23 protein-coding genes are annotated in these 24704 nt (G+C 64.1%); 10 read left to right on the forward strand and 13 right to left on the reverse strand.

Annotation, left to right across the window (positions count from 1 at the left end):
* The first annotated feature begins 16 nt into the window (after positions 1-16).
* The 5 genes from O9320_16105 to O9320_16125 are packed head-to-tail and all read left to right on the forward strand — an operon-like array spanning position 17 to position 6275.
* Positions 17-775 (forward strand): ABC transporter permease, encoded by a 759-nt coding sequence (locus O9320_16105; protein ID MCZ8312370.1) that lies wholly within the window; start codon positions 17-19, stop codon positions 773-775.
* A gap of 1 nt (position 776) precedes the next feature.
* A complete protein-coding gene (locus tag O9320_16110; GenBank protein MCZ8312371.1) occupies positions 777-2111 on the forward strand; it encodes a cytosine deaminase in 1335 nt (444 codons plus the stop codon).
* Positions 2112-2113: 2 nt separating this feature from the next.
* Positions 2114-3472, forward strand: coding sequence for an FAD-binding oxidoreductase (locus O9320_16115; protein ID MCZ8312372.1), 1359 nt, complete (start codon positions 2114-2116; stop codon positions 3470-3472).
* Positions 3469-4884: an FAD-binding oxidoreductase gene (locus O9320_16120; protein ID MCZ8312373.1), complete on the forward strand. Its 1416-nt coding sequence runs from the start codon at positions 3469-3471 to the stop codon at positions 4882-4884. Before O9320_16115 ends, O9320_16120 begins: the two co-directional genes overlap by 4 nt.
* Positions 4881-6275, forward strand: coding sequence for an FAD-binding oxidoreductase (locus tag O9320_16125; protein ID MCZ8312374.1), 1395 nt, complete (start codon positions 4881-4883; stop codon positions 6273-6275). Before O9320_16120 ends, O9320_16125 begins: the two co-directional genes overlap by 4 nt.
* 15 nt (positions 6276-6290) lie before the next feature.
* Here O9320_16125 and O9320_16130 read toward each other — a convergent pair whose 3' ends face one another.
* The 3 genes from O9320_16130 to O9320_16140 are packed head-to-tail and all read right to left on the reverse strand — an operon-like array spanning position 6291 to position 9084.
* Positions 6291-6872, reverse strand: a complete 582-nt coding sequence (locus O9320_16130) for an NAD(P)H-dependent oxidoreductase (protein ID MCZ8312375.1) — start codon at positions 6870-6872, stop codon at positions 6291-6293.
* Positions 6869-7459: an NAD(P)H-dependent oxidoreductase gene (locus tag O9320_16135; protein ID MCZ8312376.1), complete on the reverse strand. Its 591-nt coding sequence runs from the start codon at positions 7457-7459 to the stop codon at positions 6869-6871. The genes O9320_16130 and O9320_16135 overlap by 4 nt, the downstream gene beginning before the upstream one ends.
* Entirely contained in the window at positions 7456-9084 is a 1629-nt protein-coding gene (locus tag O9320_16140) for a CocE/NonD family hydrolase (GenBank protein ID MCZ8312377.1), read from the reverse strand. The genes O9320_16135 and O9320_16140 overlap by 4 nt, the downstream gene beginning before the upstream one ends.
* A 74-nt stretch (positions 9085-9158) precedes the next feature.
* Here O9320_16140 and O9320_16145 point away from each other — a divergent pair, with 74 nt between their 5' ends.
* Positions 9159-10175: an aromatic ring-hydroxylating dioxygenase subunit alpha gene (locus O9320_16145; GenBank protein MCZ8312378.1), complete on the forward strand. Its 1017-nt coding sequence runs from the start codon at positions 9159-9161 to the stop codon at positions 10173-10175.
* Here the strand turns inward: O9320_16145 and O9320_16150 are convergent.
* Positions 10172-11107, reverse strand: coding sequence for a glucosaminidase domain-containing protein (locus tag O9320_16150; protein ID MCZ8312379.1), 936 nt, complete (start codon positions 11105-11107; stop codon positions 10172-10174). The genes O9320_16145 and O9320_16150 overlap by 4 nt on opposite strands.
* A gap of 41 nt (positions 11108-11148) precedes the next feature.
* Positions 11149-11706, reverse strand: a complete 558-nt coding sequence (locus O9320_16155; GenBank protein ID MCZ8312380.1) for a NifU family protein — start codon at positions 11704-11706, stop codon at positions 11149-11151.
* Between the two features lie 139 nt (positions 11707-11845).
* Here O9320_16155 and O9320_16160 point away from each other — a divergent pair, with 139 nt between their 5' ends.
* From O9320_16160 to O9320_16170, 3 genes are all read left to right on the forward strand, one after another.
* Positions 11846-13141, forward strand: coding sequence for an adenylate/guanylate cyclase domain-containing protein (locus O9320_16160; protein MCZ8312381.1), 1296 nt, complete (start codon positions 11846-11848; stop codon positions 13139-13141).
* Between the two features lie 346 nt (positions 13142-13487).
* Complete coding sequence (locus tag O9320_16165) at positions 13488-14093, forward strand: hypothetical protein (GenBank protein ID MCZ8312382.1); 606 nt, start codon at positions 13488-13490, stop codon at positions 14091-14093.
* 5 nt (positions 14094-14098) lie between these two features.
* Positions 14099-15172: an XRE family transcriptional regulator gene (locus tag O9320_16170; GenBank protein MCZ8312383.1), complete on the forward strand. Its 1074-nt coding sequence runs from the start codon at positions 14099-14101 to the stop codon at positions 15170-15172.
* A gap of 116 nt (positions 15173-15288) precedes the next feature.
* Here O9320_16170 and O9320_16175 read toward each other — a convergent pair whose 3' ends face one another.
* The 8 genes from O9320_16175 to O9320_16210 all read right to left on the reverse strand — a co-directional run bounded on the left by O9320_16175 (position 15289) and on the right by O9320_16210 (position 24223).
* Complete coding sequence (locus O9320_16175) at positions 15289-15771, reverse strand: universal stress protein (GenBank protein MCZ8312384.1); 483 nt, start codon at positions 15769-15771, stop codon at positions 15289-15291.
* A gap of 27 nt (positions 15772-15798) precedes the next feature.
* Positions 15799-16530: a TIGR02186 family protein gene (locus O9320_16180; protein MCZ8312385.1), complete on the reverse strand. Its 732-nt coding sequence runs from the start codon at positions 16528-16530 to the stop codon at positions 15799-15801.
* Entirely contained in the window at positions 16527-17477 is a 951-nt protein-coding gene (locus tag O9320_16185; protein MCZ8312386.1) for a sulfite exporter TauE/SafE family protein, read from the reverse strand. The genes O9320_16180 and O9320_16185 overlap by 4 nt, the downstream gene beginning before the upstream one ends.
* A 12-nt stretch (positions 17478-17489) precedes the next feature.
* Positions 17490-18419, reverse strand: coding sequence for a sulfite exporter TauE/SafE family protein (locus O9320_16190; protein ID MCZ8312387.1), 930 nt, complete (start codon positions 18417-18419; stop codon positions 17490-17492).
* An 82-nt stretch (positions 18420-18501) separates the two neighbouring features.
* Positions 18502-19500 carry a tryptophan--tRNA ligase gene (gene trpS / locus O9320_16195; protein ID MCZ8312388.1) on the reverse strand — a complete coding sequence of 333 codons (999 nt, stop codon included), beginning with the start codon at positions 19498-19500 and terminating at the stop codon, positions 18502-18504.
* Positions 19501-19534: 34 nt separating this feature from the next.
* Entirely contained in the window at positions 19535-21082 is a 1548-nt protein-coding gene (gene murJ, locus O9320_16200; GenBank protein MCZ8312389.1) for a murein biosynthesis integral membrane protein MurJ, read from the reverse strand.
* A 20-nt stretch (positions 21083-21102) separates the two neighbouring features.
* The gene (locus O9320_16205) at positions 21103-21351 is read right to left on the reverse strand and encodes a hypothetical protein (protein MCZ8312390.1); all 249 of its coding nucleotides are present in this window, start codon (positions 21349-21351) and stop codon (positions 21103-21105) included.
* Between the two features lie 7 nt (positions 21352-21358).
* Positions 21359-24223, reverse strand: coding sequence for a [protein-PII] uridylyltransferase (locus O9320_16210; GenBank protein ID MCZ8312391.1), 2865 nt, complete (start codon positions 24221-24223; stop codon positions 21359-21361).
* A 45-nt stretch (positions 24224-24268) separates the two neighbouring features.
* Between O9320_16210 and O9320_16215 the strand changes: the two genes are divergently transcribed.
* Positions 24269-24697, forward strand: coding sequence for a hypothetical protein (locus tag O9320_16215; protein ID MCZ8312392.1), 429 nt, complete (start codon positions 24269-24271; stop codon positions 24695-24697).
* The last annotated feature ends 7 nt before the right edge of the window (positions 24698-24704 follow it).

The raw sequence follows: 24704 nt of genomic DNA on the forward strand, positions 1-24704 counted from the left end.
GTGGCCTAAGATTCTGATGCCGCTCGCCGTCGGGATTCTCGCCCTCGCCGGCTGGGAGCTTGCCGTGCGTCTGCAGGGCATTCCCGTCTATATCCTGCCCGGACCCATCCTGATCGCCAAAACCATGGTGGCGGATTGGGGCACGCTCTCGGGTTCGCTGTGGATCACGCTGTCGATCAGCTTGGCGGCCTTGAGTGCGGCCGTGGTCCTCGGCGTGAGCCTGTCGGTGCTGTTCGCGCAATCCAAATGGGTCGAGATTTCGTTCTTCCCCTATGCTGTGATCTTGCAGGTCACGCCCATCGTCGCGATCGCGCCCTTGATCATCATCTGGGTCAACGATGTGAAGCTTTCGCTGCTGATCTGCGCTTGGATCGTCGCGTTTTTCCCGATCCTGTCGAACACCACGCTCGGCCTCAATTCTGCCGACCACAATCTGCTCAATCTGTTCCAGCTCTACAAAGCCACGCGTTTCCAGACGCTGATGAATCTGCGCCTGCCCTCGGCGCTGCCCTACTTTTTGGGTGGCCTCAAGATTTCGGGCGGGCTTGCGTTGATCGGCGCCGTCGTCGCCGAGTTCGTGGCCGGAACCGGCGGCAGCCAATCGGGCCTTGCCTATCGCATTCTCGAATCGGGCTACCAATTGCGCATCCCGCGCATGTTCGCGGCCCTGTTCATGATTTCGATTTCTGGCATCGTGATTTTCATGTGCCTGTCGCTGCTGTCGCACTTGACGCTGCGGCGCTGGCACGAGAGCGCGCTCAAGCGGGAAAACTGACATGCGAACTGGATTCTTCGTCCCGCCTGCGGCAGCACGCTATGCGCTGCGCCATGTGCGCGTTCCTGCCGCTCTGGTCTCGGGCGTTGTGGCGCCGCAAACCGCCGACGGCCATCTCGAACTCGACATCGCGATCGCCGACGGGCGCGTGGCAGGCCTTGCACCGGCCGGCAGCATGGATGCGGGGTCCGGCCCAGATCTGCGCCAGGCGAGCGTGTGGCCGACCTTCGCCGATCTGCACACGCATCTCGACAAGGGCCATATCTGGCCGCGCTCGCCCAATCCGGACGGCTCGTTTGCCGGCGCTTTTGCCGCCGTTGGCAACGACCGCAAGAAAAACTGGCTGGCCGCCGACATCGAGCCGCGCTTCGAATTTGCGCTGCGCTGCGCGTATGCGCACGGCGTGTCGGCGATCCGCACGCATCTCGACAGTTTCTCGCCGCAAGCCGAAATCTCGTGGCCGGTGTTCGCCAAGCTGCGCGACCGCTGGGCCGGGCGCATCACGCTGCAAGCCTCCTCGATTGTGGCGATGGATCCGATCGCGACCGACGACGGGCCGCGCCTCGCCGACCTCGTCGCCAAAACCGGCGGGCAGCTCGGCGTGGTCACGCGCCTCACAGGCCAGGATCACGTGGGCGTTCCCGCCAATTTCGACGACTACATGCAACGCGTGTTCGAGCTTGCCGAAGAGCGCGGCCTCGATCTCGACCTGCATGTCGACGAGACGGGCGATCCGACCGCGCGCACTTTGATCCGCATCGCGCGCATGGCCGCCAAGCGCGGCTTCAAGCGCCCGATCCTGGTCGGCCATTGCTGCTCGCTGTCGGTGCAGCCCGACGAAGCGGTCGAAGAAACGCTGAAGCTGTGTGCGGACGCGCGCATCGACATGGTGAGCCTGCCGATGTGCAACATGTATCTGCAAGGGCGCACCCCGGCGCGCACGCCGCGCTGGCGCGGCGTGACCGTGCTGCACGAGGCGCGTGCGGCGGGCCTGCGCGTGGCCGTGGCCGGCGACAATGTGCGCGATCCTTTCTACGCCTACGGCGACCACGACATGCTCGAGACCTTCGTGCAGTCGGTGCGCATCGCCCAGCTCGACCATCCGCTCGGCGATTGGGTCAAGGCCGTGACGACCACGCCCGCCGACATCATGAAACTGCCCGAGACCGGCCGCATTGCGGCGGGCTTGCCCGCCGACCTCGTGGTGCTGCCGGCGCGCAGCTTCTCCGAGTTGCTGTCGCGCCAGCAGCACGACCGTGTAGTGATCCGCAACGGGCGCGCCATCGACACAAGCCTGCCGGACTATCGCGAACTCGACGCCGTCGTAGGAGCCTGAGCATGGATGCGGGCGGCCACGGCTACGACCTTGCCGGTTTCCGCAAAGCGGTCGCCGGCATTGCGTTGATCGACGATCCGCAGCTCGTGCGCCAGCGCAGCCGCGACTTCTTCTGGTACAGCCCGATCCTGAAGGCCGAGCTGAACCGCAAATCGGCCGATCTCGTGGCCGTGCCGAAGGACCAGGACGAAGCCTTGCGCATCTTGGGCGCATGCGCGCAGTTCCGCATTCCGCTCGTGGCACGCGGCGGGGCCACCGGCAATTACGGCCAGCTCGTACCGCTCCATGGCGGCATCGTGCTCGACACCGAAAAGCTCGACCGCACCTTGTTCATCAAGCCCGGTGTGGGCCGCTTCGAAGCGGGTGCGAATCTCGTTTCGATCGACGCGCAAGCGCGCAAGATCGGTTGGGAACTGCGCATGCACCCTTCGACCAAGCGCCAATCCGCACTCGGCGGGTTCGTCGCCGGCGGTGCCGCCGGCGTGGGCTCGGCGATGCTGGGCCAGTTGCGCGACTGGGGCAGCATCCCGGCCGTGCGCGTGGCCACGTGCGAGAACGTGCCGCGCGTGTTCGATTTCCGCGGCCGCGACGTCGCCGCCGCAACGCACGCCTATGGCACCACGGGCGTGCTGCTCGAAGTCGAGATCGCTTTGGCGCTCGTCTATCCGTGGCGCGACGCCATCGTCGCGTTCGACGATTTCATGGATGCCGCCCGCTTCGGCCAAGCGCTCGGCGAGGCCGACGGCATCGTCAAAAAAGAAATCGCCGTCATCGCGGGTTCGATCGCCGTCTATTTCAAGGCGCTCAAACCCCATTGCCCCGAGGGCAAACATTTTGCGTTCTGCATGGTCGCCGACAGCGAGCGGGCCGCATTCGAGAGGCTCGCGGCCGAACATCGCGGCACGGTCACGCTGTGGAAAGACACGCCCGACGAAACCGTCGGCAACGACGTGCCGCTCTACGAATATTGCTGGAACCACACGACGCTGCAGGTGCTGAAGCTCGACAAGGGGGTCACGTATCTGCAGACCGTGTTCCCGATCGGGCGCAATCTCGAAACCGTCGAGACGATGTACAAACGCTACGGCGACGAGGTGATGCTGCATCTCGAATTCCAACGCCGCTTCGGCCGCGTCAACAATTCGGCGCTGCAGGTCGTGCGCTGGACCACGCAGGAGCGCCTCTACGAGATCATCCGCGACCACGAGGCGGCGGGCTGCATCGTGCCCAATCCGCACACCTACATTCTCGAAGACAAAGGCCCGAAGGTGATCGCGGGCGACGCCCAGCTTGCGTTCAAGAAGCAATCCGATCCCTACGGGCTGCTCAATCCCGGCAAAATGACGCGTTGGACCCAATGAAAAACGAGTGGAAAGACCCCCCCGCCCCGGTTTCGCACAACGCCGACTGGGCCGCTTTCAAAAAGGCGATCGCCCCGGTCGAGACGATCGACGAGCCCGCCCTCGTCAAACAGAAATCGCGCGATTTTTACTGGTACTCGCCGGTGCTCAAACGCCAGCTCGGCAAACACTTCGGCGATCTCGTCGTGATCCCGAAGAGCGAAGAAGAAGTGATCAAGGTCGCCAGCGAATGCGCCAAGCGCCGCATTCCCTTGACCGTGCGCGGAGCCGGAACCGGTAATTACGGCCAGGCAATGCCGCTTGCGGGCGGCGTGGTGCTCGATATGACGGCGATGGACAAGATCGTGTCGCTCGACAAGGGTACGCTCAAGGTCCAGCCCGGCATGAAGCTCATCGATCTCGAAGCCGAGACCCTGCCGCAAGGCTGGGAGATGCGCTTCCATCCTTCGACGCGCCGCACGGCCACGATCGGCGGCTTCATCGCCGGCGGCTCGGGCGGCATCGGCTCGATCAATTTCGGCGTGCTGCGCGACCGCGGCAACGTGAAAGCATTGCGCGTCGTCACGGTCGAAGAAACCCCGCGCATCGTGACCCTCGTGGGCGACGACGCGCAGAAGGTTGTGCATGCCTACGGCACCAACGGCATCGTGACCGAGCTCGAAATCGCAATGGCGCGCGCTTGGCCGTGGACCGACTGCATCGCGAGCTTCCCCGAATTCATGGCGAGCGTGCGTTTTGCGCAAAGCCTGTGCGAAGCCGATGCGATCGTGAAAAAAGAAGTCGCCCCCGTCGCCTGGGGGGCCGCCAAATATTTCAAGCCGCTCTTGGGCCATCTCAAAGAGGGCGAGCATATCGTGATCTGCATGATCGCCGATCCGAGCCTCGATGCCTTCAAGGATCTGCTGGCCGAACATGGCGGCAGCCTCGTCTATAGCCGCGAACTTGCCGACGAGAGCGGCGAAATCCCGCCGCTCTACGAATTCACGTGGAACCACACCACGCTGCAGGCGCTCAAGGTCGACAAGACCATCACCTATCTGCAGACTTTGTTTCCACCGCCGCAGCACGTAGCCCTCGTCGAGAAGCTCTACAAGGAGTTCGGCGACGAGGTGCCGATGCATCTCGAATTCGTGCGATTGGGCGGCCAAGTCGCGTGTTTCGGCCTGCAGCTCGTGCGCTACACGACGCAAGAGCGACTGGCCGAAATCATCGCGGCACACGAAGCGGCCGGCGCCCCGATCTTCGATCCGCACACCTATCTGCTCGAAGACGGCGGCATGCGCGTGGTCGACGAGGCGCAGTACGAATTCAAGCGCGCGTCCGATCCGCACGGGCTTTTGAACAAGTTCAAAATGCGCGCCTGGGACGAGCGCACGCCGACCGAAGGCAAGTGGGCCGAGGTCGATCTGTGAGCGACCTTGCCCGTTTTCGCGACCTGCTCGGCGACGTGCCGGTGCGCGACGACGCGGCGAGCTTGCGCCTCAAAAGCCGCGACTTCTTCTGGTTTTCGCCGATCCTGCGCGAAGAACTCGGCGCCCTCGCCGCCGACCTTGTGGTGATGCCGCGCGACGAGGCCGACGTGCTTGCAGTCTTGCAAGCGGCCGCCGCAACCGACATGCCGCTCACGCCGCGCGGCGGCGGGACCGGCAATTACGGCCAAGCGATGCCGCTTGCGGGCGGGGCCATCGTCGATCTCTCGGCGCTCGAAGGTATACGCGCGGTCACACCGGGCCGCGTGCGCGCGGGTGCCGGCACCAAGATCATGGCGCTCGATTTCGAGCTGCGGCTGCAGCACGGGGCCGAATTGCGCCTGCATCCTTCGACCGCGCGCACGGCAACGCTCGGCGGCTTCATCGCCGGCGGCTCGGGCGGGATCGGCTCGATCCAATGGGGCATGCTGCGCGACCGCGGCAACGTGTTGGGTTTGCGTGTTGCCACGTTGGGGCCGAGCCCGCAAATCGTCGATCTCGAAGGCGACGCGGTGCAGCAGGCCAACCACGCCTACGGCACCAACGGGCTCATCCTGTCGGTCGACGTGCCGATCCAGAACGCGATCGACTGGCGCGAGGGCGTCGTCGCGTTTTCGAGCTTCGAAAGCGCCTTGCGCTTCGGGCTCGCCCTTGCTGCATCCGACGGCATCGCCAAAAAGCTTGCGGGCGTGGTGCATCCGGCCCTTGCCGCGAATTTCGGTCCCATTCGCGAGGCGTGCCCGGCCGGCCAGTGGATCGTGCTGACGATGGTCGCCGATTTCGCGCGCATGGCGTGGCAAGATCTCGTGCGCGAAATGGGTGGGGAGATCACGCTCGACCGGCTGGCAGGCGAAGCGCCCGGCGAGCCGCCGCTCTACGAGTATTCCTGGGGCCACACGACCTTGCACACGATCCGCAAGGACCGCAGCGTGACCTATCTGCAGAGCATGCTGCCGCCCGGCGATACGGTGGCGCGTGCCGTGGCCCTCGAAGCCGCAACAGGCGGCGAGATGATGCACCATTACGAATGCGTGCGCTTCAACGGGGTGGTCACGTGCCAGGGCGTGCCGGTCTTCAAATGGCAGGACCGCGCCCAGCTCGACCGGCTCGTGCGCGCGCACGAAGAACTCGGCATCCGCATCGCCAATCCGCATACGTGGTTGCTGCAGAACGGCGGCATGAAGCGCATCGACGAAGCGCAGTTCGAATTCCGCCGCCGCCACGATCCCAAGGGCCTGATGAATCCCGGCAAGATGGCGGGCTGGCCGACGGGCCCGGCGCTCAAAACATTGGGCGGCGGTGCGGTCGAACTCGAAACGACGGGCTGGATCTAGAACTTCTCGCCGCGCCTAAAACTTCTCGAACGTACGGCGGACTTTTTCGAGAAAGACCGTGCGCTGTTCGTGCGTGCGGCTGTCCATGCGCCCGAGGCCGCGCCACAGGAAGCGGCAGCCGGGTTTGCACATGGCGCGCACGCCGCGCGACAGGAACATGCGGCCCGGATGGCCCATGTACCAGGAGAACCACCAGGGTGCGCCCATCGTGGTCACGACCGCGACGGTTTCGATATTGCCCATCAACGGGCGGATCACGCCGCCATTGATTTCGAACGCCACACCGGGCGCCCATACGCGGTCGAACCAACCTTTGAGCATCGCGGGCAGCCCGTACCACCAGGTCGGATAGACGAAGACCAAAGCTTGCGCTTGGCGCAAACGTTCGATCTCGCTTTCGATGCCGATGCAGTTTTTGGCGACGTCGTGGTAGTCGAAACGCTCCTGGGCCGTCAGCACGGGCTGGAAGTTTTCGGCGTAGAGATCGGCCAGCGCCACCTTGTGGCCGGCCTTGCCGAGGGCAGCCACGACAGTGTCTTTGAGCGCATGCACGAACGAGTCGGTGCGCGGATGGCAATAGACGACCAGGACATTCATCGGAACGACTTCATCTCGGTTGCAACGCGCGCCAGGAACTTGGCGCGGGTTTCCGGCGTGGAGCGGTTCATGTCGTAGTGCGCGAGCCACTTGGTGCGTGCACGCCCGCCGGAAAGCAGCTTGAAATAGCGCAGGATATGGCGCTTGGGAAGATTGCTGATCACGAACGTCGCGACCCACCAGGGCCGCCCGTAGGTGGAAATGCCGGCAATGCTCTTGATGTTGCGCAAGGCAGGGACCGCAATGCCTTCGTCCGTCAGTTCGAACGAAACGCCGGGCAGCAGCACGCGGTCGAACCAGCCTTTGAGCATGGCCGGCAAGCCATAGCACCAGGTGGGGAACACGAAGACGAGCCCCTCGGCCCATTGCAGCAGATCGACATAACGCTGCACCTTCAGCCGATTGACGCTCTGGTCGTGGTAGCTGAGCCGGTCCTCGCGCGTCAGCACGGGATCGAAACCTTCGGCGTAGAGATCGACGTCTTCGACCTCGTGCCCGCCGGCGCGCAGGGAAGCGACAGCGGTGCGATGGATCTCGGCATTGAAGCTGGTTTCGACCGGATGGCAGTAGACGACGAGGATTTTCATTCAGGCACGACCGGCAGAAGAATCGCAGACGGGGCAGCTGCACCGCTGCCGATGGAAAGACACAGAATGCGCTGGGCATCGACCGCATCCGTGCCGGGGACATTGCCCGTACCGGGATTGACCGAGAAAGCCGGAAACGCACCCGCCGACAGAGACAGGCGCAAACGATGCCCCGGCTTCAATACCGCACAGGTGGCGCGCATCGCAACCTGAACCGGTAATTGCACATTCTCGACGCGCACAATTCCTTGCGTGAGGTTCCAGACTTTGCCGTCCGGTGCGACGTCCGACAGGACGGCGAACAGATCGAAACAGGGGGCGTCGGCCGTTACATGGATTTCGGCGGCCACATCGCCCGCCAGGTGCAAGGCACGCTCGAGCACCGGGCCTGTGTAGGTCGCGACATCCGTGCGCGCATCGATCGCAGCCCGGTCGTACGCCCCCGAGACAGGGCCGGTATGGCCGCCATGGCTTGGGGTGGGGCGCCACGGATCGAACACCAGTCGGTCGATAGCGGTCGTAGACGCGGGCGCGGCGCCAAGCGTGCCTGCTGCGATGTCGCTTGCGGCAAGCCCGTCGCTTGCCAGGAAATAGCGCGTCGGCGCAGGCTCAGGCCACGCCGAGAAGCCCCGCCAGCGATCCCCGCCCATCTCGAAAAACTCGACGGCCGGCTCGTCCGGCAGCGGCGCCCCTTTGAGCCAATGGTCGAACCAAGCGAGCTGAATGCGATCCATGCCGCGTGCGGCCGAGGCGCCGAAATCGCGCTCGCCGACCTTGCGGCCCCAGGGTAGATGCGTCCACGGCCCGATCTTGAGGCGCTGCGGCGCCCCGCTTTTGGCCATGTGTTTCCACAGGCCCAGCGTGCCGGTCAACAGCGAATCGAACCAGCCGCCGATATGCAGCATCGGCAGATCGCAGGCGCCCAACTGTGCCGATGCCGACATCGCCGCCCAATAGGGTCCGGGCTTAGGATGTGCCAGCCAGTTCGCGTAATGACCGTATTTTTCAAGCAGCACCAGGATCGGCGGGCGTTCCGGAATCGCGGCCGTCAATGGCAAGCCGCGCGAGGCGGCGATGAAAGCGGCAAATGCGTCGTGGTCGCCCGCCCGCCGCGCATTGTCGGCGGCCATCTGCACGCCCCATAGCAGCGCCTGGTGCAGCCGGAATGCCCCGCCCTCGTAGGCCATGTCGGCATAGACATCGAAAGCCGGCATGGCGGGCGATAGGCAGGCGAGGCCCTTGGCCCCGGACGCGGCCGCGAGAAGCTGCGTGCTGGCCTGGTACGAGAAGCCGTACATGCCGACCTTGCCGGTCGTGTCGGGCAGGGTCGCGATCCAGTCGAGTGTCGCTTTGCCGTCGGCCGCTTCGTCTTGCCAAAGTCGAAATTCGCCGCCCGAACTGCCGCGGCCGCGCACATCCTGGATCACCACAATATATCCCTGGGCGGCGTACCAGGACGGATGCGCCCAGACCACGGTCGAGGCGATTGCCCGCCCGTAAGGCTGGCGCATCAGCAGCACCGGGAAGGGGCCGGGCGCTGCCGGGCGCCACAGATCGGCGTCGAGCCGCACCCCATCCGGCGTGGTCATTGAAATCGTTTGCGGTTCGGCGATCTCGAACGTCATTTTCTGTCCTTGCCCGTTTGGCCGGAAGCTTGCAACGATCATGCAAGCTCACTGTCTTTAGCCAAGGCTTTGCCATGCTCGTGACCCAACAGAAAGTCCTGCGCCGCTTCTGGTACCCGGTTTTGCCGCTCGATCGGCTCGGCGACCAGCCGGTACCATTTACGCTGCTGGGCGAGGCGATCGTGCTGTGGCGAAACGAAGCCGGCGAGCCCGCTGCCGCCATCGATCGCTGCTGCCATCGCACGGCCAAGCTCTCGAAAGGTTTCTGCCAGCAGGGCCGCCTCGTGTGCGGCTATCACGGCTGGGAGTTCGACGGCACAGGGGCGTGCGTGCGCATCCCGCAGCACAAGGACCCGACGCGCACGCCCAAATTCAAGATCGACAGCTACCGCACCCAAGCGCGCTACGGCTATGTGTGGGTGGCGTTAGACGAACCGCTGTTCGATATCCCGGCGATCCCGGAGGCCGACGATCCTTCCTTCCGCCACATCCCTGAATTTTACGAGACGTGGAATGCCGGCGCTTTGCGCGTGCTCGAAAACTCGTTCGACAACGCGCATTTCACCTTCGTGCACAAATCGAGCTTCGGCGATCCGGATCCTTCGCCCTCGGAGATGACCTACACGGACTATCCGTGGGGCTTCGAAACGCACTCGCTGGTGCACGTCAAGAATCCGGATCTGCAGAAGAAGAATCTCGGCCTCGCCGACGAGATGACCGTGCGCGACAATACGCGCACCTGGTACATGCCGTTCTTCCGCAAGCTGCGCATCAAATATCCGAACGGCCTCGTCCACGCGATCCTGACGGGGGCCACCCCCATCGACGACCGCACGAGCCAGCTCGTGCAGTTCGTGTACCGCAACGACACCGAGGCCGACACGCCGGCCGCCTCCGTCGTGGCGTTCGACCGGCAGGTGACGCAGGAAGACCGCGCCGTGCTCGAGGCGTGCGACTGGGACGTGCCGCTCCAGCGCATGTCGGGCGAAGAATTCCACATGCCGTCCGACAAGCCGGGCTTGCTGATGCGCGACAAGCTGGCGGCGCTGCTCGCCCAGGCGGGCGAAACGGAAGTGCGCCGCAGCGCCTAGCCGTCCAGATTCAGCTTGGCCTGGTCGAAGCTGCGCAGCGCGTTGGCGCGCATCATACTGCGCACATCGCGCACATAGTCCATGCGCCGCTCGGAATAGCGGTGCAGATGCTGGGCGAGGCTGTGGCCGTCGAGCGGCTTGCCCTCGGCCCGCAAGGCGGCGCGCGCGCGGCGGAACTCAGCATAAGCGCGGTGCGTATTGAGATTGAGCGCATAGGCCTCGACCGACGTCGGTAGATCGGCGAAATGCCGCACGCGGCCTTCGTCGTCGACGCCGAAGCGCATATGGCCGAACACCGAATGCCCGTCCTTGGCGCCGCGGCTCGTCCCCCAGCCGCTTTCGAGGGCGGCCTGCGCCAAGGCGAGCGAGACCGGCACGACGTCGACCCGCCGCAGCAATTCGCGCAGATTTCCGGGGCCTGAATCGTAGCGCTCGGCAAGCTCCGCGAGGAAAGCGGTATCGGTTGCGTCCGGCGGGCCGATCCTCTCGACGATGGCGATCAGCTTTTCGCGCTCGGCCGCAATGCGCTCGTTTTCGAGCAGCAGCAGCGGCAGCAGCGATTTGATGAACACCGATTTGCGCAGATCGATCGAGTCGAGGGCTGCCAGATCGCCCGGCAATTGCTCGACCACGAGGCGCGGGACGGGCTCGCCGCCGCGCCGCAAGCTGCCGAGCTCGTAGCCGCGTTCGACGAACAGCGCGTAGAGATCGCCCGCCGCCATGCGCGCGAGGCGCGGCATGTCGGGCGCCGCCGCTTCTGGCGTTTGCGGCAGCTGTTCGGCGAGCCCATGCGTGAGGCCCGGCGCGCGCGCACCCGGCGGCACGAGCGCGAGGGCAAGCGCTATCGGTGCCAGAATCGCGGCGACGAGGACGGTACCGCCGGTGCGAAAGCCGCCCGACGGCGCCGCACGAAGTGCGGAGTCGTATGCCATCTCGATAGAAAAACCTTTCGAAAGTGCCGCAGCTTCGCCCGTCAGGCGACTGCGCGAACCTCGACGATTTCGGGAATGTAGTGGCGCAGCATATTCTCGATGCCCATCTTGAGCGTCGCCGTCGAAGACGGGCAGCCCGAGCACGAACCCTGCATCGTGAGATACACCACGCCGTCTTCGTATTTGTGGAACAGAATGTCGCCGCCGTCCTGCGCCACGGCCGGGCGCACGCGCGTATCGAGCAGTTCGATGATTTGCTGCACGAGCTCGCCGTCTTCGCCGCTGGCCGTCCCGTGCGCGGTTTCACCGCCCGCCGCCAGCGTGGCGGCACCGGACGTGAAATGCTCCATGATGGCACCCAGCAAAGCCGGCTTCATCAGGTGCCAATCTTTGTCGTCGGTCTTGGTCACGGTCACGAAATCCGAGCCCAAGAACACGCCGGTGACGCCTTCGACGCCGAAGAGCTTGGCGGCGAGCGGCGAGCGGGCGGCCGCATCGTCGGCGCTCGCAAAATCGGCGGAGCCCGCGGCCAGCACTTCGCGGCCGGGCAGGAATTTCAGCGTCGCCGGATTCGGCGTGGTTTCGGTCTGGATGAACATTCGATTTACTCCGGCCATGCGCAGCGCTAAGAGCAGCGCTATGAACTGAAGAAGGAAGTTGGGTTATCTGCTGACTTGGCGCCGAACGCCGACCCTGTCAAGCCTTGCACTGCAACATATTGAAACAGAAAGAGTTAAATTGAGCTCATCGCCGCCGAATCGGAGCAACGCACGCCCTGCCGGCGTACACGGCCATCGCCGCTATGTGCGCCCGGTGGCGGCGCGCCCGAAACACGCGACGCGCGATTCGGTTCTGCTGTGGCTGCGCGGCCCCGCCCACGGGGCGGGCAGCCCGATCAAGCTGCTCGACGGTCTGTGCTGGCGCCTCGTCGCCGCCGGCGTGCCGATCGACCGGGCCGGCGTTTCGGTTTCCCTGCTGCACCCGCAATTCGCGGGCTACGGCATCCGCTGGTGGCGCGAAAGCGGCGAGGCCGAAGAATCGCTGATCGAACATGGCGTGCGCGACAGCGACGCCTACCGAAGCAGCCCATTCCCGGCCGTGGTCGAACGCGGCGAGACGGTACGCCTGCAAATTGGCCCGCTTCAGAACGAAGATCCCTATCCGGTGATCACGGAATTGCGCGAACAAGGTTTCACGGGCTATCTCGCCCAGCCGCTGTCGCTGTACGGCTTTCTGCCGAGCACGTTCGAGCGCCCGTTCCAGGCCGTCAATTGGGCGACCAAACGCCCCGGCGGCTTCGCAGACGCGGACGTCGCCTACCTCGCGCACGTGTTGGCCGAACTCGCCGCCCCGCTCACGCTCGTAACCGAACGGCGCATTGCGCGCGATCTCCTGTCGATCTATCTCGGCCGCTCGACCGGCCCGCGCGTGCTGGCGGGCGAAATCAGGCGCGGTGCCGGCGAGCCTTTGCGGGCCGCGATCCTGGCGACCGACATGCGCGGCTTTACGCGGCTGAGCGACCGGTTGCCGGCCGAACGCATGGTCGAGATCGTCAATGCCTGGTTCGAGCGCCAAGTGGGGGCCGTGCATGCGCATGGCGGCGAGGTGATCAAATTCATCGGCGACGGCATGCTGGCGATCTTCCCGATCGTCGATGTCGAGCTTGCGCGCATGGCCGCACGCGATGCGCTGGGGGCCGCGCGCGACGCGATCAAGGCGGCGAACGCCATGAACACCGACCCGGCCTTTGCCGACGCACTCCCCTTGCGCGCCGTGGCCGCCCTGCACACGGGCGAGATTTTCCTCGGCAATATCGGTGCCCCCGACCGACTCGATTTCACGGCGATCGGCCCGTCGGTCAACGTGGTCTCGCGGCTCGAACAGCTGGTCAAATCGCTCGACCGCGAACTGATCGTGTCGGCCGCCTTTGCCGCGATCAGCTCGGAAAAACTCGCCTCGCTGGGCAGCCACCCGCTCAGAGGTGTCGCCGAGCCGGTCGAGGTCTTCACCTGCCCGACGATGGCGCCCGCCTGACGCGACGCTTGCGCGACATAGACGCGACATCGGCGCAACGGACACGCGACCCAGAAGCGACATAAAGGCGACGTTTTTCAACCCAGGCCATTGAAAACGCTCGGTTCTATCCATGATTCCGCCGAAATTTCAGCGGAACTGGACTGAACACTCTGTATTCACTTTTCAAACAGCGCCTACCCACGAGGGCATTAGCTACATGGTAGAATGTTCGAGTTTTGTTTGCAATAAGAATATAAGCTGAAGAAGCCTGATAGCTGATCAGATTCGAATCAATTTATTTGTCAATTTTTTTCTTGATTTTGGTATTCGAATCGCCAAGAATGTTAATTCGAAGGAGCCGCCAATGGTCCCAACCGAGCATCACGCCCAAAGCATACTGTCCCGCTATGAGCGGAAGCTTTGCGAAATCATAAACACAGCATGGAGTCAGGTTTCGAACCTGCCGGGTCGGGCAAGTTACGATTACAAACGAACAATCGCTGTTCTGATGCATCAGCATGTAATGAACGAAGTGCGCGCAGAATTTGGCGAAAGCAAAGACGTGCGACTGCTCGAAGAGCATGAGACCATTCGGCTTTTGATTAATCGAGAAATTGTTGTGCGCTTAAAGAAGATGGATCGGCGAGGCTATACGCGAGCTCAACCCACTCAAGCGACGCTGGCATTGACAAACGAGTTACCTCTCCCGTTCGCGTACGAAGATTTGCCCGATATCCATACGATAGACTTCGGATATGTGCTCAACGAACTCGAGACAAAAATCGAATACATTCTTGTAGCGGCGCGGTTAGGCGAGTCGGTAGTTTGGAGCTATCAGCCGGATCACGATGCCGGCGAAGCCGTGGTCGCTTCCATAAATCCGACAGCGCCGCCGTCGATCGGAACGCCTCGTTCGAATATCATCAAGCTCCCTGCTACCCAAAAGGGTCGCAAGGACGACGAAAAGTAAAAATTGTGAGCAAGTTTAACGGTTATATGCTGCGCTTAGCGCGGCAGTATCGCGGATTCCACCAGAAAGAACTGGCGGAACGAGTGGGCGTAGACGCTGCGTATCTTTCGCGAGCAGAAAATGGAGCGCTAGAACCATCCGGGCTGATTGTTTCTAAATGCGCAGAAGCGTTGCGAGTAAGAACCAATTTCTTTGAGTTTTCGAGCCAGCCATCGGGATTGCCTCTTAGCTTTCACTCTATGTGGAGAAAGCGGCAATCAGTATCCCAGCGGGACATTGACCGCGTGCTGGCAGACTCAAATATCCGAGCATTACATCTTCGTGCACTCATGCCGTCGATAGTCTTTGAGCCCGAACTAACTTTACCGCGCTATGAGCCGGGAGACTATAGCGGAAATTGCAAGGAGATTGCCAAGCTTGTTCGCCGCGCGTGGTCGATTCCAGCAGGGCCACTCCACAATCTAACGAGCTATGTCGAGCGCGCAGGCATTTTCGTATTTCACTCTGACCTGGACAAAATTGATGTAGATGGCCTCTCTCTTAGATTGACTGGGCTCCCTCCGATTATTGTCCTTAATCGCCAACTCCCCGCAGACCGGATGCGCTTTACCTTGGCGCATGAGTTGGGACATCTCGTCATGCACCTCATCCCGACGCCTGAAATGGAGAAGGAAGCAAATGCCTTTGCCAGTGGCATTCTACTTCCCCAGGACGATCTTCGCCCTTATTTCCGTGGTCGAAGAATCGATATCCAAATGCTTGCGAGACTGAAGCCGGAGTGGCGCGTCTCTATGGCTGCGCTTTTGTACGCCGCTGATGAGCTTGGTTACATAGGCCCAGGTCAGAAACAGCTATTGTGGAAGAAATTTAGCTCCATGGGGTACAGGCGCGCTGAACCGCCCGAATTGGATTTTCCTATAGAGACAACTACGCTCGACAAGGAATTAATCGAAGCTCATTTAAAAGGGCTTCACTATACCCTGGACGATCTTGCAGATTTGTTTGCCATCGAAGCAGCCGACATTTGCGAGATGTATGGAATTCCTAAGCCACGCCAAGGACTGAGAATTGTTAGTTAGCTGCCATCGCGCGGTGTATTTCGATTTAGTATACTAGATTACTCTGCAAATCAGCCAGAAAGAGCTGACTAGATACAGCCTTAGAAATCAAAAGTGCTGGCAGCACTATCACCCCCTCACGTAATCGCGTCGATCTCGTCGTCGGCCAAGCTGCCGGGCACGATGGTCAGCGGCACGCGCAGCTTGTTGGCGTATTTGCCCGTCAGCGCCGACACGAGCGGGCCGGGGCCTTTGGCCGACGTGCCCGCCCCCAGCACCAGAATCGAGATCGAGGGTTCTTCCTCGAGGAGCTTCAGCAATTCGTCGCGCACGTCGCCTTCGCGCACATGCAGCATCGGCATCTGGCCCGACAATTCCTGCACGAGGCTCGAGAGTTCCTGCAGGCGCGCTTCGGCCTCCTGGCGGCGCTCTTCGCGCATGAGTTCGCCAACACCCATCCATTCCACGCCCTCGGCGGGCTCGGTCACGAACAGCATCGCCACGCGCCCGCCCGAATGGAAAGCGCGGCGGCACGCGAAGCGCAACGCGATCTTGAGTTCCGGCGTCTGGTCGACGACGACCAGAAAAATGCGCTGGGTGTGCGGCTGACGGTTCGGCATCGTGTCCCCCAGTCTTCGGCTTGCGGGTTACTTCCTGAAGATCGCACCGGCAGCCCAGCCGGCGAAGACGGCAATCAGCACGGCGAGCAGCCCATAGATCGCCGCCCAATCGTGCGCGAAATCGTAGATGTCCGCACCCACGCCCACTTTGTTCACGAACATCGGCGTGGTCTGCGCCCCGATCACCTGGCCGCCGCGCACGAGCAGCACTTCGACCGAGTAGGCGCCCGTCGGCACGTTGGCCGGAAACAGGATACGCGTGCGGAACAGCCGCGGGCCGAGGAACGACACGCGGCCGATTTCCGCATCGTACAGATTCTGCGCTTCCTTGTTGCGCAAGAGCCCCGCACGGAACGATGCGACCTCGTCGGGGGCCGCATTGGCAGGGGCTTGCAGGCGCAAAAATTCGGCGCCGATCTGGTAGCGCTGGCGCAAGGCGGGCGGCACGAACTCGGCAAGCGGCTTGGAGGCCGCCACGCGGTAGAAGGCGGGGGCACCCGCAAAGCGCATCTCGTCGCGGTTGATCCAGAGCCCTGCGACGCGCGCTTTGCGCCGCACGCTGGTTTCGCTGTCGGGCCCGCGCACGATGACGACGACGTCGCCCTCGCCTTCGGTGGCGCCGAACAGCAACAGCTCGGTGCCGGCAAAGCCCGTGGTGATCGCGATCAAATGGCTCGACAGATCGGCCACCAGCGGCTGCGCTTTGGCGACAGGAGCGAAGGTCAGCAATGCGAGCAGTGCGAGGGCAAAACGCATCATGGCGTTTCCCCCTGCGGCGGCGGGGCGACATCGAAACGGATCGAATAGAGATCGTCCGGCCGCTCGACGAGGCCGTAGCCAAGCTGGCCCGCAACGGCGAGCACGAGCAAAGCCAGCAGCACGCGCAAGCGCGCGGCCCCGAGCTTCGCGCCGAGCCTCGCACCCAAGGGCGCCGCCACGACGCTACCCGCGATCAGCAAACCCGCCAGTACGATATCGACCGTCTGGTGCGAAACCGCCTGCAGGAACGTGACATTGGCCGACACGAACACGATCTGGAACAAAGACGTGCCGACGACCGTGGCCGTCGGCATCGCCAACAAATAGATCATCGCGGGGACCAGCAGAAATCCGCCGCCCACACCCATGAGCCCCGTGAGCACGCCGATGAAGATGCCGAGCACAAGCGGGGCAAGCGCGCTCGTGTCGATGCCCGATTTGGGAAAGCGCATCTGCCACGGCAAGCCGCGCAGCCACTGCCCGCGCGGCTTGGCCACGGCCGGTTTGCCATGTGCGGCACGCACGGGTTTCGCCAAGATCGCGCGCATGCTTTCGGCGAACATCAGTATTCCAACGCCCCCCAGCAGCACCACGTAGCAAAGCGCCACCACGAGATCGATCTGGCCGAGTTTCGTGAGCCAGCCGAAAACCCATACGCTCGCCCCCGAGCCTGCAAGCCCGCCCAGCAGCAGCAGCGTGCCCATTTTGAGGTCGAGCGTGCCGCGCCGCCAATGCGCGATCGCCCCCGCGGCCGACGAGGCCACGACCGTGTTGGCCCCGGTTGCCGCCGCGATCGGCGGCGGTACGCCCAAAAAGATCAGCATCGGCGTGATCAGAAACCCGCCGCCCACGCCGAACATGCCCGACATCAAACCCACGCCCGCCCCGATCGCGACGAGCAGCAAGCCGTCGATCGCTGTTTCGGCAAGCGGCAGATAGACCGGCAGCAGCGCCATGGCCTAGCCCCCCGCCTTGGTGCGGCTGCCGAGCGAATAGAGATCTTCGGGCGTCGAAACGAGATCGACGAGCAGCTTGGCCGCAACGGCGAGCACCATCAACGCCAGCAGGCCGCGCAATTGTTCGCCGCGCAATTTGGACCCCGCACGCACGCCGAACTGCGCACCCACCACGCCGCCCACAAGCAGCAGCAAGGCCAGCACGATGTCGACCGTCTGGTTCTGCCAGGCTTGCAGGAAGGTCACGTTGGCCGTGACGAACACGATCTGGAACAAAGACGTGCCGACCACGACCGAGGTGGGCATGCCCAAGAGATAGATCATGGCCGGCACCATGATGAAGCCGCCGCCCACGCCCATCAAAGCCGCGAGCACGCCGACGGCAAGCCCGATCGAAAACGGGGCGATAGCGCTGATATAGAGCATCGAATGCGGGAAGCGCATTTTGAACGGCAGCCCGTGGATCCACAGATGCTGGTGGCGTTTGACGGGTGCGGCACGCCTGCCGCCCGAGCGCCGGCGCAAAGCACGCACCGATTCGACCAGCATCAAGAGGCCGATCGCGCCCAACACGGCCACAAACGCCAGCGACACGAACAAATCGATTTGGCCGAGGCCTTGCAGCAATTTGAAAATCTGCACGCCGAGCGTCGAGCCGACAATGCCACCCGCCAACAGGACCCCACCCATGCGGAAATCGACATTGCCGCGCCGCATATGGGCGAGCACGCCCGAGACCGACGCCGCGACGATCTGGGCTGCTTCCGAACCCACGGCCACGGCCGGCGGAATGCCGACGAAAATCAGCAGCGGCGTCATCAAAAAGCCGCCACCGACGCCGAACAAACCCGACAGAAACCCCACGCCGCCGCCGAGCAGCAGCAGCAGAAAAACGTCGACCGAAACTTCGGCAAGGGGCAGATAGATCAGCACGCGCTGCCGAGAATGCGCCCGCCCGCCCCGATACGGCAAGCGCTTTGCAGCAAGCTTTTTGCAGCAAGAGCTTTGGCCGGCCTTACGGCGCCAAGAAGCCGATCAGTTCGTAGACTTGGCGCAGATTGGGCTTGGCGATCGCGTTAGCCTTTTCGGCCCCCTGCTTCAGGATCGCGTCGATGGCACCGGGATCGGCCATGAGCCGGTTCATCTCGGCCGTGATCGGCGACAGCACGGCCACGGCCATGTCGGCCAAAGCGCCCTTGAACGTCGAAAACTGCGCGCCTGCGAATTCCGCCACGACGGCTTCGAGGGTCTTGTCGGTCAGGGCTGCGTAGATGCCGAGCAGGTTCTCGGCTTCCGGCCGACCTTCGAGGCCCGCCACGCTGTCGGGCAGCGGATGCGGGTCGGTCTTGGCCTTGCGGATTTTGGACGCGATCGTGTCGGCATCGTCGGTCAGGTTGATGCGGCTCTGCTCCGACGGCTCGGACTTGCTCATTTTCTTGGTGCCGTCGCGCAGGCTCATCACGCGCGTGGCGGCACCGAAAATCTGCGGTTCGGGCAGCGGGAAGAACTCGACGCCGTAACGGTGGTTGAAGGCGCCCGCAATGTCGCGCGCGAGTTCGAGATGCTGCTTCTGGTCTTCGCCGACCGGCACGTGCGTGGCTTTGTAGAGCAGAATGTCGGCCGCCATCAGCACCGGATAGGCGTAGAGGCCAAGGCCCGCATTGTCGCGCTGCTTGCCCGCCTTCTCCTTGAACTGGGTCATGCGGTTGAGCCAGCCAAGCGGGGCAAAACAGCCGAGCGTCCAGCCCAATTCCGCATGGCCCGGCACGGTCGATTGGTTGAAGATCGTGCAGGCGACGGGATTGATGCCGCAGGCGATGTACGCAGCCGTCACTTCGCGCGTGGCTTTGCGCAAGGCGGCGGGCTCCTGCGGCATCGTGATCGCGTGCAGATCGACGATGCAGAAAATGCATTCGTAGTCGCGCTGCAGCTTGACCCAGTTGCGGATCGCGCCGAGATAGTTGCCGAGGTGCAGGTTGCCGGTGGGCTGGATGCCCGAGAATATGCGGTTCATGGGGCGCAGCTTATGGCGGCCTTTGCGGCGTTAATCAAGTGCGGCGCGACAGCAATGCGCGCAGATCCGCACGATCGGCCGCCCCGCAGGCCCAGGCGGCGGCAGCATAGAGGACGAGCCCCAACGCGATCAGCCCCGCCAGCGCAAAAAGGCGCAAAATACCGGGCTCGGCCATGAACGGGGATGCGGCCTGCAGGGCAAGCCACAGGCCCAACGCCATTGCCGCCGTCGCGGCCAGCTGTCGCGGCAGGCGTTGGCGCAGCCGGGCACTGGCAGCAAACTGGCCACGCGCGGCAAGGGCACGCAGCAGCAGCAGTGCGTTCAACGTCGCCGACAGCGCGGTTGCGAGCGCCAAGCCGACATGGCCGACGAACTGCATCGAGACGAACCCGACGATGCTGTTCAAGGCAACGCACAGCACGGCGATCTTGACCGGCGTTTTGGTGTCTTCGCGCGCATAGAAGGCGGGTGCCAGCACTTTCACGGCCACGTAAGCCGGCAGGCCCACCGTGTAGGCGATAAGCGCCGCGGCGGTGGCGGCAACGTCGGCAGCCGCAAAAGCGCCGCGCTCGAACAGACCTGCGACGATGGGCTCGGCCAGCACCACGAGGGCGGCGGTTGCGGGCAGCGTTAGCAGGCCTGCGGCTTCGAGCGCGCGGTTCTGCGTGGCAAGGGCGGCGGCCTCGTCGCCGCTGCGCACCTGTTTGGACATCAGCGGCAGCAGGGCCGTTCCGATCGCAATGCCGATCACGGCGAGCGGCAATTCGTAGACGCGGTCGGCGTAATAGAGCCAGCTGATCGACCCTGCCGCGAGCAGCGAGGCCAGCATCACGTCGATCACAAGATTGATCTGCACGGCGCCCGAACCGAGAGCCACCGGCGCCATGCGCTTCAGCAATGTCTTGGCGTTGTCGCTCAAGCGCGGCCAGCGCAGGCGCAAAGCCATGTCGGCGCGGCTGCACGCATATGCAAGGAACAGGAACTGCGCCAAGCCCGCCGCAAGCACGCCCCACGACGCGGCATGGCCGGCCGTCGGCACGCGACCCACGAGGCCCAGCAACGCGCCGATCATGCACAGATTGAGCAGGATGGGCGTTGCCGCCACGGCCGCGAATTTGTCGAGCGAGTTGAGCACGCCGCCTTGCAGCGATACGAGGCTGATAAACAGCAGATACGGAAACGTGATGCGCGTGAATTCGACCGCGAGCGTAAAGCGCGTCGGCTCGTCGGCAAAGCCGGGGGCGACGACGCGCAAAATCCACGGCATGGCGAACTCGCACGCGACCACGAGCGCGAACAAAGCGACCAGCAACACGGCAAGCGCTTCTTCGGCGAATTCGCGCGCCGCCGCTTTGCTCTTGGTCGCGACCGTGCCTGCGAACATCGGCACGAAGGCGGCGGCGAATGCGCCTTCGGCGAACAGGCGGCGGAAGAAGTTCGGGAATTTGAACGCGACGAAAAACGCGTCGGCGACCGGCCCTGCCCCCAGATACGCCGCAATCAGCATGTCGCGCACGAAGCCCAGCACGCGGCTCAAAAGCGTGTAGGCGCCGACCGTCGCGATGGGGCGCGCAAGCGACATGGGATGCGGCTGTCCCTGCTTTACGTTTCGTCGCGGCGGTCGGGCAAGGCAAGGCCCCACATCGCCAGCCACGGCGCCCAGAGCTGACGCTGGAAGCCGAGCCACGCCCCTATCGGATCGAATGCGACTTCCGGCAGATGCGGCTGGCCCGTCAGCACGATGCCGATCGCCTCGGGGGCCCCCGGCGATGCCTTGCGATGGCGCAGTTCGACGGTCATGCCGGGCAATTGAGCGCGCGCGCGCAATTCTTCGGGAAAGGAGGATGCCATCCTGTGTCTATTCCGCAGCTTCGGAGCTTCCGCGTTTGCGCGGTTTGACGGGGTCCGCCGCCTCGGGATCGACGAGCGCTTGCAGCAGCGTTTCGCGGATGCGCTCGAGCTTGTCGTCTTCGACGATCTTCTGGCCGAACACGTCGACGACGTAGAACACGTCGACCGCGCGTTCGCCGTAGGTCGTGATCTTGGCCATGCGGATCGACAGGCCCAAGGCCGTGATTGCGGCCGTGACGTCGTAGAGGAAACCCACGCGGTCGCGGCCGTTCACTTCGACGAGCGTGTGGTACTTGGACGCGAGATTGTCGATCAGCACGCGCGGCGGCACGGTGAAGACCTGCATGCGGCTCGGGATCGCGGGCCGCTTGCGCAGCTGCTCGCGCAAGCGCAGACGCCCGCCCAGCGCCCCCTCGATGTGCGTGGCAAGCCGGGCGAGCTTTTCGGGCCGCGCATAGGCGGCCGGCTGCGCGTCGAGATCGCCCGCCGCTTCCTGGATCGAGAAGGTGTCGAGTGCCCGCCCGTTCGACAGCGTGAACACGTTGGCCGCTACGATGTTGGCGCCGCCATACGCGATGGCGCCGGCGATGCGCGAGAACAGGCCCGGATGGTCGTCGGTATAGATCGTGATCTCGGTGATCGAGCGCGCGCGGTCGATGCGCGTATCGATGGCGAGCGGCAGATGCGCCTGCTCGGCCTCGCGCACGAAGCGCGCATGGCGGGCTTGCGAGCCCGCATCGAGCGACAGCCAGTAGGCGGGATAGGCAAGGCCCGAGAACCAAGCGAAATCGGCGTCGTTCCAATCGCGCAATTCTTCGCGCAAGCGCGCTTGCGCTGCCGCCACGCGCTGCAACGTGCCGGTCTCGCCGTAATTGCCCGCGAGCGCTTCGGCCGTGCGTGCGTAAAGCTCGCGCAGCAACGTGGCCTTCCAATTGTTCCACACGCCGGGCCCGACCGCGCGGATGTCGGCGACCGTCAGGCACAGCAGCAAGCGCAGCCGCTCCGGGCTCTGCACATGCTCGGCAAAGGCGCGGATCGCCTGCGGGTCCTGGATGTCGCGCTTGAAGGCGGTGGCCGACATGGCCAGATGCCAGCGCACGAGCCACGCGCAGGTTTCGGTTTCTTCTTCCGTGAGCCCTAGGCGCGGCCCGAGCTTGAGTGCGATCTCCGCCCCCAGGATCGAATGGTCGCCGCCGCGGCCCTTGGCGATGTCGTGCAAGAGGACTGCGAGATAAAGTGCGCGACGCGAGGCGACTTGGTGGATCACTTCGCTGGCGAGCGGATGGTCGGCGACAAGCTCGCCCGCTTCGATGCGGTGCAAAATGCCGATCGCGAAGATCGTGTGCTCGTCGACCGTGTACACATGGTACATGTCGTGCTGCATCTGCGCGACGACGCGGCCGAAATCGGGCACGAAGCGGCCGAACACGCCCGCTTCGTTCAAGCGCCGCAGCGTCGTCTCGGCGCGGCTGTCGGTCAGCATGTCGAGGAACAGCTTGTTGGCGTCCGGATTGGCGCGCAACGCGCCGTCCACGCGCCGCAGCGACTGACGCACGAGGCGCAGCGCGTAAGGGTGGATGTCGAGCTCGCTTTCCTGCGCCACGCGGAACAGGCGCAGGAAATTGACGGGGTCCTTTTCGAACACGTCGGCGCGCGCCACGGTAAGGCGCCCGCTTTCGACCGCAAAGCGCCCGTCGCCGAGCTTCTTGGCGCGGCCTTTGAACATCGATTTCCAGCCGCCCACGCCGAGCGTGGCGCGCTTGCCCTCCTCGATCTCGAGGGCCGAGCAGAAGATGCGCGTCAAATCGCCGACGTCTTTGGCGACGAGGAAATAGTGCTTCATGAAGCGCTCGACGCCGCGCGTGCCGCGATGGTCGGTATAGCCCATGCGGCGGCCGATCTCGCCCTGCACGTCGAAAGTGAGCCGGTCTTCGGGCCGGCCCGCGACATAGTGCAGATGGCAGCGCACGCTTGTGAGGAACTCCTGGCACTTGTCGAACTTGGCGGCTTCGTCGGACGTGAAGACACCCTTCAAGACGAGATCGGCCACCTGGTCGACGCGATGCACGTATTTGCCGATCCAGAACAGCGTATGCAGATCGCGCAAGCCGCCTTTGCCGTCTTTGACGTTGGGCTCGAGCACGTAGCGCGAATCGCCGGTGCGTTGGTGGCGCTTGTTGCGCTCGTCGAGCTTGGCCTCGACGAAATCGGCCGCCGTCGATTTGGCGATCTCGGCGAAGAAGCGCTTCTTGAGCTCGAGGAACAGCTTGTCGTCGCCCCACAGATAGCGGCTCTCGAGCAGAGCCGTGCGGATCGTATGGTCCTCGCGCGCAAGGCGCAGGCATTCCTCGATCGAGCGCGTGGCGTGCCCGACCTTCAAGCCCAGATCCCACAAAAGATAGAGCACGAATTCGACGAGCTGTTCGATGCGCGGATTGGATTTGTAGGGCCGCACGAACAGAAGATCGATGTCGGACTGCGGTGCGAGCTCCGCGCGCCCGTAGCCGCCGACGGCCGCGATCGTCACACGCTCGGCCGTGGTCGGGTTGGGCAGCGGATAGACATGTCGGTCGGCAAAGTCGTAGACGAGCCGCACGATCTGGTCGATCAGGAACGAGCCCGCGCGCGCGGTCTGGCCGCCGCTGGCTTCGCGCTCCTCGAAGCGGCGGCGGATTTCGGTACGGCCTGCCTGCAAAGCGGCTTTGAGCACGTCGCGCATCGCCGCGCGCCGCTGCTCGGGCTCGCGCGCGAGGCGTGTGGCAAGCGCTTGCAGTTCCCCATCGACTGCGCGCCGGTCGAGAATGGCGCGTTGGTTCGGCACCTCTTTCGAGGTCGATAGGGGCAGTTCGTCGAGGCGTTCGGCCGTTTCCATCGCACCAGTATATAGTGGGTTCTCGCGTCGCCGGGAGTTCGATCTTTGCGCCCTGTTTTTGTCCTCTTTGTGGCCCTGTCGGCGGCCGGGTGCGCGGCCCCGGCCCCGCAGATCCGCACGCAGCTTGCCGACGGCGGGCGGGCCATCGAGATCGTCGCGACGGGGGCCGAACGCTTGCTTAGTGCCGCCCTGATCGCCCCCGACGGATCGCGCCTTGCGGCCGAAATCGCGACGACGGCGGCAGCGCCCGAGCGCCCCCGCGTTGGCATCGGGGCGGCGGGCGGCTCCAGTTCGGGTATCGATCCAGGTATCGGGGTATCCATCCCGATCGGTTGGCTCAGCGGCGGCGGTGCTTCCCAAATCGAGTCGCGCGCGCGCATCCAGTTGCCGCCCGACGCGGCCCCGCCCTATGGCCGCCTCGAGCTTGTGTTCGCGCGTGCCGGAACAGTGGCAATGCCGGCCCCACGCCGCTAGAGTGCGG

It is taken from the genome of Magnetospirillum sp., from assembly GCA_027532905.1.
Classification (GTDB): Bacteria; Pseudomonadota; Alphaproteobacteria; order CACIAM-22H2; family CACIAM-22H2; genus Tagaea.

Excerpts from the sequence above, each read along its gene's own strand:
- O9320_16105 (MCZ8312370.1), top strand. The coding sequence starts at position 17 with ATGCCGCTCGCCGTCGGGATTCTCGCCCTCGCCGGCTGGGAGCTTGCC.
- O9320_16110 (MCZ8312371.1), top strand. The coding sequence starts at position 777 with ATGCGAACTGGATTCTTCGTCCCGCCTGCGGCAGCACGCTATGCGCTG.
- O9320_16115 (MCZ8312372.1), top strand. The coding sequence starts at position 2,114 with ATGGATGCGGGCGGCCACGGCTACGACCTTGCCGGTTTCCGCAAAGCG.
- O9320_16120 (MCZ8312373.1), top strand. The coding sequence starts at position 3,469 with ATGAAAAACGAGTGGAAAGACCCCCCCGCCCCGGTTTCGCACAACGCC.
- O9320_16130 (MCZ8312375.1), bottom strand. The coding sequence starts at position 6,872 with ATGAATGTCCTGGTCGTCTATTGCCATCCGCGCACCGACTCGTTCGTG.
- O9320_16135 (MCZ8312376.1), bottom strand. The coding sequence starts at position 7,459 with ATGAAAATCCTCGTCGTCTACTGCCATCCGGTCGAAACCAGCTTCAAT.
- O9320_16140 (MCZ8312377.1), bottom strand. The coding sequence starts at position 9,084 with ATGACGTTCGAGATCGCCGAACCGCAAACGATTTCAATGACCACGCCG.
- O9320_16145 (MCZ8312378.1), top strand. The coding sequence starts at position 9,159 with ATGCTCGTGACCCAACAGAAAGTCCTGCGCCGCTTCTGGTACCCGGTT.
- O9320_16150 (MCZ8312379.1), bottom strand. The coding sequence starts at position 11,107 with ATGGCATACGACTCCGCACTTCGTGCGGCGCCGTCGGGCGGCTTTCGC.
- O9320_16155 (MCZ8312380.1), bottom strand. The coding sequence starts at position 11,706 with ATGTTCATCCAGACCGAAACCACGCCGAATCCGGCGACGCTGAAATTC.
- O9320_16165 (MCZ8312382.1), top strand. The coding sequence starts at position 13,488 with ATGGTCCCAACCGAGCATCACGCCCAAAGCATACTGTCCCGCTATGAG.
- O9320_16175 (MCZ8312384.1), bottom strand. The coding sequence starts at position 15,771 with ATGCCGAACCGTCAGCCGCACACCCAGCGCATTTTTCTGGTCGTCGTC.
- O9320_16180 (MCZ8312385.1), bottom strand. The coding sequence starts at position 16,530 with ATGATGCGTTTTGCCCTCGCACTGCTCGCATTGCTGACCTTCGCTCCT.
- trpS (MCZ8312388.1), bottom strand. The coding sequence starts at position 19,500 with ATGAACCGCATATTCTCGGGCATCCAGCCCACCGGCAACCTGCACCTC.
- murJ (MCZ8312389.1), bottom strand. The coding sequence starts at position 21,082 with ATGTCGCTTGCGCGCCCCATCGCGACGGTCGGCGCCTACACGCTTTTG.
- O9320_16205 (MCZ8312390.1), bottom strand. The coding sequence starts at position 21,351 with ATGGCATCCTCCTTTCCCGAAGAATTGCGCGCGCGCGCTCAATTGCCC.
- O9320_16210 (MCZ8312391.1), bottom strand. The coding sequence starts at position 24,223 with ATGGAAACGGCCGAACGCCTCGACGAACTGCCCCTATCGACCTCGAAA.